This window comes from Mycobacterium sp. TH-M11, assembly GCF_057473725.1.
This window is the reverse complement of record NZ_JBYCLD010000004.1, coordinates 1-11,805: the sequence shown is the minus strand read 5'-3', so window position 1 is coordinate 11,805 and position 11,805 is coordinate 1. Positions and strand designations below refer to the sequence as shown.

Sequence of the window (11,805 nt, the reverse complement as noted above, 5' to 3'; positions counted from 1 at the left end):
TGCGCAGATCAGCCGTCCCCACGATCGCACACGGTGTTGTGGTGTTCCCATTTTCGTCGGTATCCAAGCCGGGCATGGCCGCAGGTCACTGGGTTGCCCGTTCGGCTGTCATGGCAATGTGGGTGTTCTCGACGAGCCAGCGTGACCGAAGGGTGGGAAAGCGATGGCCGAAGATCGTGCCGACGTGGTGGTGATCGGCGCCGGCTTGGCCGGCTTACGGTGCGCCAACGTTCTCGCGTCAGCGGGCCGCGACGTCCAGGTGTGGGAGCAACACGACGACGTCGGCGGTCGGGTCCGCACTGACACGATCGGCGGCTTCCGCTGTGATCGGGGCTTCCAGGTGCTCAATCCCGCCTATCCGGAGCTGCGGCGGGCCGTCGACCTCTCCGCGCTCGACCTGCGACCATTCGCCGCGGGGGTTGCCGTGCGCCGCGAATCCGGTTCAGCCGTCCTGGTCCATCCCCTGCGCGAACCCCGATGTGTTCCGAAGATGTTGGGTTCGGGGGCGGTTCGGCCGGCTGACATCGTGGCGATCTTGCGGTGGGCACTTCCCGCGCTGCGCCCCCGCGCCCTGATATCTCATGCCGACCGCGACATCACGCTGAAAGCAGCGCTGGACAAGGCGGGCGTACATGGCGAGGTGCGCCGCGTCGTCGACCGCTTTCTGGCCGGCGTGCTGCTGGACGATGCCGGCAGCGCCTCCAACGCATTCTCGCTGCTGTTGGCCCGGATGTTCGTGCTCGGTGTTCCCGCGCTGCCGGCGGCGGGTATGCAGGCTCTGCCGCGGTTGATGGCCCAACCACTGCGCGGACGGATTACGTTGAGCCAGAAGGTGCCTCGCATCGAGCGTGCCGGGGCGGGCTGGCTCGTGTGGGGCGTAGCGGGCAGCGTCCGCGCAACCGATGTCGTGGTGGCGACCGATCCCCTGACCGCCGCCGAGCTGACCGATACGCCTCCACCGGTCACTCACGGCGTCGTCACCGACTGGTGGTCCGCCGACGAAGTGCCCACCGCGCGACCGACGTTGTGGGTCGACGCACGACGCGACCCGCCGGGGCCGGTGCTGAACACCGCGGTCATCAGTACCGCCGCGCCGAGCTATGCCCCGGCGGGCCGGCATCTGATCGCGGCGTCTGCGCTGCTGGGCGCCGACGGTGCGGCACCGCCGGAATCGGCGACCCGGCGCCACGCGGCCGACATCTTGGGAGCCGACCCACGGGCATGGACGCTGTTGACGCGCAGCATGATTCGACACGCGCTGCCGGCCCAGCCGGCGCCGCTGCAAGTCCGTCGGCCAGTTGAGATCGATGACGGGCTGTGGTGCTGCGGTGACCACCGCGACACGGCTTCGATCCAGGGTGCACTGGTCAGCGGACGGCGGACGGCGGAACGGATTCTGGCCGCCCGGCCCTGATCAGTCGCGGTCCGACCACCGGAACACCGCAAGGCACGCGGCCAGTCCACCGATCGTCCACGCGGTCAGCACCAAGAAGATGTGCCAGTGCTCCCAGCTTCCGGCCGGCTCGAAGGCCGCCATTCTCGATGGCAACAGCACCGACCGGAACCCTTGAGCCATCCACTTGACCGGGAAAATAGAACCCACGACCAACATCCACGTCGGCAACATGGTGATCGGCACGTAGGTCCCTGACACGAACTGCAAGCCGACCGCCGGACCGTTGGTGACCACGGCGGCTGCGACCGCGTTGCTGGCCAGATTGCTGATGAAGATTCCCAGCAGTGAGCAGCTGACAATCCCCAGGAGAAATACCCAGCTCAGCGTAAACCAGCCGAAAATCGTTGTCGGCAGCCGAAGGTCGAAGAACAGCAGCCCTACCGTCAGGAGAATGACCGCCTCGGCAAGGCTGACGATGGCGACGAGAAAAATCTTGCCGATGAAATACGACACCGCGGTGGTCGGCGTTCCGCGGAGCCGCCGCAATGCGCCGGTATCGCGGTCGCCCGCGATGCTGATGCCCAGGTTGATAAACGACGTCGACAAGATCCCGTAGGCGAGCATGCTGGCCGCGATGACGGCGCCGGTGCTGGTTTCGGCGCTGGGCAGTCTGGCCGAGAAGATCGAACCCAGCAGGATGCAGATGATCGCCGGCAGTGAAAAAGTCAGAACCACCTGCTCTGGCCGGCGGTAGAACATCTTGAGTTCCGGGACAACCCGAGCCAGGCCGATGCGCACAGGAGACGGCAGAGGCGGCACCGCCGGAGCGCCCCGCCGGTGCCTCGCCACGGCGTCGAGCATGCGCTCGTCGTGCATCACTGCATGCCGATCAACTGCAGGTAAGCGTCTTCGAGCGTGGGGCGAGACACCGTCAAATCGATCAACTCCGTCCCGCCCGTGGAGCGTCGCCTGATCAATTCGGTGGGACGATCGGTGCGCTCTTCGCGGATTTCGCCGTCCACTCGCCACCGGACCGTCGCGGCTGAGTTGACGTGCCGGATCAAATTCGGCGGGGAGTCGACTGCGACGACCCGGCCCGCGGCGATCACCGCGACACGGTCTGCCAGCGCTGCAGCTTCCTCGAGGTAGTGGGTGGTCAGCAGGATCGTCGTGCCGCCTCGGGCCAAGAGTCGGATCAGGTCCCAAAAGCGCAGTCGCGCTTCAGGATCAAATCCGGTCGTCGGTTCGTCGAGAAACAGCAAAGTCGGTTTGTTGATGATGCCGAGGGCGACATCGAGGCGACGGCGCTGACCGCCAGACAGCGTCCGCACTTTCGATGCGGCCACCGAGCCGAGCCCGACGAGTTCGAGCACCTCCTCGGGGAGGCGCGCTGCGGCATAGCATTTCGCAAACATCCGCAGCGTTTCCTCGACAGTCAGCATGCCGGCGTCGCTGACCTCCTGCAGCACGATGCCGATCTTGGCGCGCCAGCCTCGGCCTGCGGTTCCGGGGTCTTCGCCCAACACGCTGACGTGTCCGGAATCCCGCTTGCGGTGACCTTCCAGGATCTCGATGGTCGACGACTTGCCCGCCCCGTTGGGTCCGAGGATCGCGAATACCTCGCCGTACCCGACGTCGAGGTCCACGTCCCGCACGGCGTGCAGTCGTCGGTAGGACTTCGACAAACCACGAACGTGCACGGCAGGATTCACGGCGATGTCCCGCCCTGCTTCTCGAGTTCGGCCAGCATGTCCCGTAGCTCGGCCTCAGACAGCTGCTCGATCAATCGGTCGACATCGCCGTCAGCCACGGGGGGCTTTGGCGCCTCGTCGGTAGCCGCGGCTGGGTCGGCGTCTGCCAAACGAAGTTGGTCGAGAATCCTGGCCGCCACTGAATTCACGCTGACGCCCCGGAGCAGCTCGAGCAATGGCAGGTCGACCGCGAACGTCGCATTGATCCGGAGCCTGAAATCCATTGCCATCAAGGAGTCGAGGCCGATGTCGTCGAGGTGGTCGTCTGCGCTGATGTCGGCGGCTGCGATCTCGAACACGGCGGCGACGATCTGTCGAACGTGGCCGACGACCATATCGAGTCGCTCGGCTTTCGGGCACCCCGACAGGGCGTCGAGTATCGACAAGTCTGAATCATCGGTGGCGCGCAATGTTTCGGCCATGCCAAGTTCGGAGAACATCGGCGGCAGCTGACCGCCGTGCCCGGCGCGGCGGGCCCGCATCCAGTCGGCACTGATCGCGACCACGTTGGATACCTTCTGGTTGATCAGCCTGTCGAGGATTCGGGTTCCGGCGGCGGGCGTGATGAGCTCAATGCCCCGCTGCGCGTACAGCTTTTCCAGTTTGAGTTCTTCGACCATTCCCACCGACCATGGACCCCAGCCGATGGTGAGTGCCGGTAGCCCCTGCGCACGCCGGAAGTGCGCGAAGGCGTCGAGGAACGCGTTCGCGGCTGCATAGTTGCCCTGACCAGGTGAGGCGATCACCGATCCCGCCGAACCGAACATCACGAAAAACTCTAGATCGCTGCTGCGGAAGGCATTGTGCAACACGCGTGCGCCACTGATCTTGGGCGCCATGACTTCGGTGAAGTCGCCTTCGGTCATGTTCAGCAGGAGCCGATCGTTGACAGTCCCTGCGGCGTGAATGATCCCGCGGACGGGTCGGCCTCCGTCGCGGATATGACTACTCAGCCAGCCGTTCACCTGATCGGAGTCGGTGATGTCGACGCTGGCTGTAGTCACCTGTGCGCCGAGATGCTCGATCTTGCGGATCACGCTGATGGTCTGGTGGTGTCGGTGACCTTCGGGTAGCAGCGACCATTGATCTCGCGGCGGGATCTCGCTTCGGGACAGCAGCGCAATATGACGGGCACCGCGCTCGGCCAGGTAGGTGGCCACGATGCGACCGAGGGCTCCGGCTCCACCGGTGACGACGTAGGTCGCGTTGGGCGTCAGCTTCGTCGGGAAGGCTTGCGTCAGGCCCGTGGTCGGGCGCAGACGCGGGACGAACGTCGTCTGACCGCGGATCGCAATCTGATCCTCGGCGTCGTCAGCGAGAATGTGCGCGCAGATACGTGACGCGGTTTCGGTGCGATCGTCGGCGTTGTCGATGTCGATCAGTCCGCCCCACCGGTCGGCGAACTCCTGGTGACCCACCACACGTCCGAGCCCCCACACGGCGGCCTGTTCGACGGTAAGTGACTCGGTGCCAAGGACCGCCTGTGCGTTGCCGGTCAGTAGGTAGAGCCGTGGCGCAATGGTGTCGAGTTCTGCGAGCGCTTTGGCGAGATGCAGAATCGTGAAAAGACCGAGCTGATAGTTGGATTCGCTGGATGTGTCCGCGTGACAGCCCGCGGACTCGGCGTGGATGTCGAGCGGCCAGCAGTTGATGATGCCGGCGAGGTCTCCCTCGTTCGCAAGGTGGGTTGCGATCAGCTCATGGATGTGTTCGGGCTGCTCGGGGTTCAGTGCGTAGCCACCGTCGACCTTGGTCAGCACGGCGACAGGCTGGTGCAGGACTGCCCGAACACGCTGGCCGCTGCGGCGCAGTTGGTCAGCCAATGTCGTCCCGACGCCGGCGCTGTCGAGGAATATCAACCAAGACAGGTTGTCCGGTGACGTCGCCGTCTCGGTGTCGGCGCTCACTGGCGCTGGGCGCGCGATCCACCCGATCTCGTAGAGCCCCTTGTCGATCCGCTCGGGCGACATCTGCATCGACGCACTCAACGCCTGCAGCGTAAAGCCGGTAAAGACGGCCAGGGTTTGCCCATCCTCGCTCAGGAGCGTGATGTCGCTTTCGATCTCGTCCCTGGTGACCGACACCACGGAGACGTGAGCGGTCATGCGTTGTTCGGGGTCGCGGTAGATGGCGCTGCGCCGGACCCTGGTGGGAAGGTAACCGTCTTCGTCGCTCTCGCGCCCCAGAATCGCTGTGCCGATGAGTGTTTGGAACGCACCGTCGATGAGTGCCGGGTGGAACCGGTAGGACCCGATGTCGTCGGCGATCGGTTCGGGTGTCACGATCTCCGCGGTGGCCCAGCCGTCGCCGGAGGCGAGGGTGGTAATGGTTTGGAATGCCGCACCGTAGCTGAACCCGACGGACTCGGCGCGGGTGTAAAATTCGTTGCGGTCAATAGTGTTGATGGTGCTGCTATCTCGCGGCTTAGTGATCGGTTCGGGTTGCCCCGCGAGGGTGTTGAGTTCCGCCGTCGCCGTTACCGTCCACGTGACGTCGCCACCCGTTGTGGCCGTCAACGCCGCGAACTCGAGGGTTCCAGTGCCGCGGTGCAGGGTGGTCCGCAGCACGGGATCACAGGTTTCGTTGAGGATCGTTGCATGGAGCAGCGCGAGATTGTCAACACTGAAGTCAGTGGATCCATAGGTGGCTTCGGCTGCGGCCAAGGCCATTTCGATGTAGAACGCACCGGGAACCACAACGCTGCCCTGCACCTGATGGTCGGCGAGAAACGGCGTGGTGGCGGTGCTCAACTCGATTTCCCAGGTCGGGTGAGCTCCGCTGACTGGTTGACCCAGTAACGGATGCACCGGGTGATAGTGCAGATCCTCGGCGGCTTCCTGGGTTTCGTTCCAGTAGCGCTTGGACTGCCACGGGTACAACGGAAGCTTGACAAGACGCGCCGCTTGTTGCGGGTAGAGCGTTTCCCACGCCACCCGATGGCCGTGGCAGTGCAGCGCACCAACGCAATTCATCAGCGTGCGACCGTCGTCGTCCTCGCGGCGCTGGGTCGCCATGACCACGGCGTCGGCCTTGTCGGCCGAGGCTATTTCAAATAGCGATGCGGCGAGAACGGGATGCGGGCCCAGTTCGACAAAATGGGTGTATCCGTCGTCGAGCATGCGGCGGACAGCTGGCTCGAAAAGCACGGTCGCCCGGGTGTTCTGCCACCAGTAGGCGGCGGCGTCGGCGTATCGGTCCAGCCGTTCGCCGGTGACCGTCGAGTACAGCGGCGTCGACGCCGACCCAGGAGTCAAGTCCTGGAATGCGCTGATCAGCTCCTCTTTGATGGCATCCATGAAGTGGGTGTGATACGGCACTCGTCCGGTAAGGAGCCGGTTGAAGACGTGCGAGTCATTGAGTTGGCGCGCGATCTCGTCGAGGACGTCACTGTCGCCGGCAATGGTGACCGTAGACGGACCGTTGATCGCGGCGATCGATACGCGCCGGCCGATGGCGTCTCGCGCTTGGCCGTCGATCGTCTGCATGAACGCTTCGGCGCTGAGGCCGACCGCGAGCATGCGACCCAGCCCGCTGGTGCGCTGTTGCAGCCGACTTCGGTGATAGCTGACGTGAACGGCTTGCTCAAAGGTGAGAATCCCGGAAAGGTGATGGGCGGCTACTTCGCCGGCGCTGTGACCGATCACCGCGTCCGGGGTGATCCCGAAATGCTCCAGCTGCGCGGCGAGCGCGATCTGGATGGCGAAGTTGGCAGGCTGGGCCACCTCGGTCTCGGTCATCCGAGAATCGGCTTCATCAGCGCGAAGCTCATCGACCAGCGACCATTGCGCGTAGCGGGACAGTTCGCGGTCGCTACGCAGGATGCTTTCGGTGAACACGGGATAGACATCCAGCAAACCCCGGCACATCTTCCACCACTGCGGGCCCATGCCGGTGCAGACGAAGGCGAGTTTGGTGGCCGCCGAGTTGGTGCGGTTCGTTGTGATCGGTCCGCCTTCGGCCAGTGCCCGGAGTTGCCGTTGTGCATCGATGATGCTGTCCGCGACGAGAGTTCGCCGGTAGTTCAAATGGGTGCGCCGCCGGCTGAGCGTGTAGCCAAGGTCGCGCAGGGCCAGATCGGGATGCGCCTGCACATGTTCGGCCAACTGACGAGCCGTTGCCACCAGCGCTTCCTCGCTGCGCGCCGAGATCGGCAGCACAGCCAGCGGTAGCTCCGGGGGCTGGTCGACGCGGTTGGTGCTGGGCGCAGCCGGTGGCTCGGACAGCACGACATGGGCGTTGGTGCCGCCGAAGCCGAACGAGTTGACCCCCGCCAGGCGTCGTGTCGCGTGCGGGAACGGGCGCCCGGAGCGGGGAATATCGATACTGAACTCCGCCAACGGAATTCGGTCGCTGGGATTGTCCAGATGCAAGTTCGCCGGGATGTACCCATACTTGAGCACCAGTGCCGCCTTGATCAGTCCCGCGACACCGGCGCCGGCCTCTAGGTGGCCGATGTTCGTTTTGACCGATCCGATCACCAGCGGCTTGTCCGGCGGACGTTCGCAGGCGAGTGTGTGCGCGAGAGCCTGGATCTCGACCGGGTCGCCGACAGGCGTTCCAGTGCCATGTGCCTCGACGTAGCCGATGTCATTGGGGTGGACGCCGGCCCGTCTCAAGGCCGTCGTGATGGCAGCTTGCTGAGCTTGCGCGCTCGGTACGGTGATGCCGTCGGTGCGACCGTCCTGGGATACCGCCGTGCCGAGGATCTGCGCGTAGATGTCGTCACCGTCTCGCAGGGCATGCGCCAAGGGTTTGATGACGACGACGGCGCCTCCTTCGCCTCGTGCGTAGCCGTCGGCGGACTGGTCGAAGGCTTTGCAGCGGCCGTCGGGTGCCAGAAAACCACTCTTGGATTCCGCGATCGCCGTGTTGGGCCCGATCATGATGTTGACACCGCCGGCGAGCGCCAGGTCGCACTCGCCGTTCCAGATGCTCAGCGCCGCAAGATGTACCGCGACGAGCGAACTCGAGCACGCAGTGTCGATGGTCATGCTCGGTCCGCGGAAGTCGAAGGTGAACGAGATGCGATTGGCCAGCATCGTCATCATCATTCCGGTGGCGGAGTGCGTCTTGAACCGGTAGCGACTGCTGCGCCCTTTGTTTTGAAGAAGCTGATAGTCCAGGGTGAACCCGCCGACGAAGACCCCGACATCCGTGCCGGCCAGAGTGTCGGCCGATATCCCGCCGTCTTCCAATGCCTCCCAGGTGGTACGCAGCAGAAGTCGCTGTTGCGGATCGACCGAGTTTGCCTCCCGAGGTGAGATGCCGAAGAACTGGGGATCGAATTGATCGATTTCGCTGAGGAACCCGCCCCGACGGGTCGCCATCTTCCCGACCTTCTGGGGGTTCGGGTCATAGAATTTGTCGGCGTTCCAGCGTTTTTCAGGCACGACGCAGGTCGCGTCAATTTCGTTGCGCAGCAATTCCCAATAGCGGTCCGGATTCAGGGCGCCGCCCGGGAAGTGGCAGCCGATCCCGACGATTGCGAGTGGCTCGTGAGAGCCTTGTCCGGCGAGTGTACTCACGTCATCGACCTCACGCCTTGTGGTCGGATCTGTCGTCCTCTCAACTGAATTCGAGTTCGGGCGCGCATCGGACAATCCACTCCTGGCCGAGCGGGTCGACGTCTTGCTGCTGACGGTAGGTGGATCGGAGTTCTCGCAGCAAGGTATCGCGCTGCCATGCCTGCACCTGCTGCATGACGTCATCGGAAAAATCGCGGCACTTGTCGGTGAGGATGGTCTCGATGAGTTGGCCGGCAAGCTGGCGCAGCAGCAGCACGTTCGCATCGAATTGCGCGGTGAAATCTGACGCTTTCCCAATCATGGCTTTATGTAGCGTGACCATGAAGTTGTGCGCTGAATACATATCCACGAATTGCGATGAAGGGCGGGCGCTTTCGACACCGTCCCATTCCCGGAAGAACTCTTGCATCCGGTTGCTCAGCTCGATGAGGCCTTCCAGTTGCGGCACCACTCCGGGATCGTCAGCGACACTGATGAATCGGTCGTTGCTGTACATCAGCCCGAGGAATCCCCAGTAATATGCGACGTCCCAGATGACCTTTGCCGTCATGACTGCGGGCGAACCCATGAGCTTGTACTGATCGCGGTAGATATTGAGCCACATGTCGGTCAATGATCGAAACAGCGAGTCGTTGATAGCGGCGCGTGCGACGACGCTTTCACCGTCGAGTTCGCGGGTGATCAGGTCGGTGATGAGCCCGTTGCCGATCGCGACGAGGTCCAGTCCCGAGGAGTACAGCGGGTCGAGGAATACTGCAGCGTCACCGGTCAGACACCAACGGGCTTGTGCATCATAAACTTTGGTCGCCCCGTGGCTGTACTTCTTCATGACCCTGAAATCCTTGATCAGGTGCTTGCTGCCCTCGATGACGGCCGCGCACTGCGGTTCGTGGTCGGCAAGCCACGCCTGCGCCTTTTCGAGGGTGTTGAAGTCGCTGAACGAGTGGAACGCGGGGTCGGCGACGATGCCGACACTGGTCGATCCAGACGCGAGCCGGATCAGCCAAACCCAGTAGCCTTCGCCCATCAAATGATTGGTCGACATTGCCCGGTCGCCCTCGACGAGGCGCGCCTGCCATTCCGGTTTGTCGCTCCATTGGCCGATGTCGATTTCAGTGGCAACCCGCATCCAGACGGCATTGCAGTGGTGTTCGTTGGCGCGCTTGAGTCCGAATTGGCGGGGCAGAGCCCGGTTGCGACCTGAGGCGTCGACCACCCATCGGGCTGTGGTCGACGTCGTGGCGTCGCCACGCTGAATGTGCAGGGTGTGCGGATGTCCGTCGACGCCGAGTTCGACGGATGTGACTCGGCCGGCAGTGATTGCCACCCCCTCAGAGGCGCAGCGTCGGTTGAGTTCGTTCTCCAGTCGGCCGCGGTCGATTTGATAGGTGACCTGAGGTGCGAAGGTGGGGCTCCCGAGCTCCATGCGTTGTGCGATGTCGGTGTTTTCGTCGTGCGAGAAAAACATCCGCAGACCCATTTTTCGGATCTGAGCCGTACTGAGGTGGTCGGCTAGTTCGAGGCGGTCTCGCAGGTATTGAGCCGAAATCTCAACCGTCGACTCTCCGACTGTATGGGTGATCTCCGGCAACGGGTGCGCGCGCGGGTCGACGATGAGCAATCGAGTTCCGGGCCGGGCGCGGCGTAGTTCCAGCGCCAGGGTGAGCGCTGCGACTCCCCCTCCGACGATCGCCACCTCATGCTCCGATTGGCCGCCGACTCCGCCGCCGAGCCGCGATTTGATCTTTTGCGCCAGCGCGGCCCGTGCCTCCGGGGTCAGCTGTGACAGCTGTGCGTGTAGGTCCACACGTCCCCTCCCGCTGTTCGGATAGGACAGTTACTTAACATTTAAGAAGCTACACTAATTTGGGTCTCTGGCAAGCGGAGCAGCGAAGAGTCGGGCCAACCCCAGCCCAACCCCCAAGGAAGCACCCATGCCTGCACCAACAGCGGTCCACTTTATGTTCGAGTTGATGGTCATTCTCGTGGCCTGCCGCATCACCGGCGTCGTTGTGCAGCGACTTGGCCAGGCGCCGGTCGTGGGCGAAATGATCGCCGGAGTGCTGCTGGGGCCGTCGTTATTGGGTCAGGTATGGCCTGACGTGCAGCATCATCTTTTTCCGGCGGGCCCGGCCAATGTCGTGCTCTATACGACAGCCCAGATCGGGTTGGTGCTCTACATGTTCCTGGTCGGGCTCAACTTCGACGTGAACCTCATCAAGCATCGTGTCGGCACAGCGGTCGCTGTGTCGGCAGCGGGCATCCTCGTGCCGCTGGCGTTGGGGGCGCTGGTGGCGGCACCCCTGCTGTCGAGCGGCATCTACTTCGACCACAGCGTCACGCCGGTCATGGCGATGATGTTCCTGGGCGCATCGATTGCGACCACCGCCTTCCCGATGCTCGCTCGAATCATCTACGAAAGAGGTCTTGCCGGAACATCGTTGGGCACACTCGCGTTGGCGTGCGGCGCGACCGACGACGCGTTTTCGTGGTGTTTGTTGGCCACTGTGCTTGCCATGCACCGCGGAAGCGCCACGGTGGCGATCACGGCGATTGTCGGGGGAATTCTGTACGCAGCTCTGATTCTGACATTTGGCCGCAAGGCATTTCGTGTGCTCGGCACAATGTCCGAACGTCGGCAAACGGTCTCTCCGCCAGTATTGAGCACGGTCCTGATCCTGCTGATGGCGTGCGCTTGGGTCACCGACACGATCGGGATCTACGCCATCTTCGGCGCCTTCATTCTCGGCGTCGCGATGCCGTCCGGCTTTTTCGCAGAACGCCTGACCGTCAACCTCGAGCCACTCGTTACGACCTTTCTGCTGCCGCTGTTCTTCGTCTATTCGGGGCTGAACACGCAGATCGGTCTGGTGAACAGCCCGGCGCTGTGGGCGGTAACGCTGGGGATTCTCGTGCTCTCGATTGCCGGTAAGGGATTCGCGTGCACGTTAGCGGCGCGACTCTGGAAAGTGCCGCCCCGCGAATCAGTCGCGTTGGGCGCGTTGATGAATGCGCGCGGCCTCATCGAGTTGATCCTGCTCAATATCGGGCTCGACGCCGGGATCATCACGCCGACGCTGTTCACCATTCTGGTGCTGGTGGCCATCGTCACCACTTTGATGGCGACTCCGGT

6 protein-coding genes are annotated in these 11,805 nt (G+C 63.6%); 2 read left to right on the top strand and 4 right to left on the bottom strand.

Annotation, left to right across the window (positions count from 1 at the left end; translation table 11 throughout):
- Positions 1-163 precede the first annotated feature (163 nt).
- Positions 164-1,414 carry an NAD(P)/FAD-dependent oxidoreductase gene (locus AC2VOG_RS00110; protein WP_486937879.1) on the top strand — a complete coding sequence of 417 codons (1,251 nt, stop codon included), beginning with the start codon at positions 164-166 and terminating at the stop codon, positions 1,412-1,414.
- Here the strand turns inward: AC2VOG_RS00110 and AC2VOG_RS00105 are convergent, their stop codons facing one another.
- The 4 genes from AC2VOG_RS00105 to AC2VOG_RS00090 are packed head-to-tail and all read right to left on the bottom strand — an operon-like array spanning position 1,415 to position 10,479.
- Positions 1,415-2,257: an ABC transporter permease gene (locus AC2VOG_RS00105; protein WP_486937896.1), complete on the bottom strand. Its 843-nt coding sequence runs from the start codon at positions 2,255-2,257 to the stop codon at positions 1,415-1,417.
- A gap of 14 nt (positions 2,258-2,271) precedes the next feature.
- Positions 2,272-3,108: an ABC transporter ATP-binding protein gene (locus AC2VOG_RS00100; RefSeq protein WP_486937878.1), complete on the bottom strand. Its 837-nt coding sequence runs from the start codon at positions 3,106-3,108 to the stop codon at positions 2,272-2,274.
- Complete coding sequence (locus tag AC2VOG_RS00095; RefSeq protein ID WP_486937876.1) at positions 3,105-8,672, bottom strand: type I polyketide synthase; 5,568 nt, start codon at positions 8,670-8,672, stop codon at positions 3,105-3,107. Before AC2VOG_RS00095 ends, AC2VOG_RS00100 begins: the two co-directional genes overlap by 4 nt.
- A gap of 40 nt (positions 8,673-8,712) precedes the next feature.
- Positions 8,713-10,479: an NAD(P)/FAD-dependent oxidoreductase gene (locus AC2VOG_RS00090; RefSeq protein WP_486937875.1), complete on the bottom strand. Its 1,767-nt coding sequence runs from the start codon at positions 10,477-10,479 to the stop codon at positions 8,713-8,715.
- A 127-nt stretch (positions 10,480-10,606) separates the two neighbouring features.
- Here AC2VOG_RS00090 and AC2VOG_RS00085 point away from each other — a divergent pair.
- Positions 10,607-11,805 (top strand): cation:proton antiporter domain-containing protein (locus AC2VOG_RS00085; protein WP_486937874.1); only part of this gene is annotated, 1,199 nt, incomplete at its 3' end.

What these genes read in the sequence shown, in the direction of transcription:
- AC2VOG_RS00110 (WP_486937879.1), top strand. Translation starts at nt 164, where the DNA reads ATGGCCGAAGATCGTGCCGACGTGGTGGTGATCGGCGCCGGCTTGGCC.
- AC2VOG_RS00105 (WP_486937896.1), bottom strand. Translation starts at nt 2,257, where the DNA reads ATGCTCGACGCCGTGGCGAGGCACCGGCGGGGCGCTCCGGCGGTGCCG.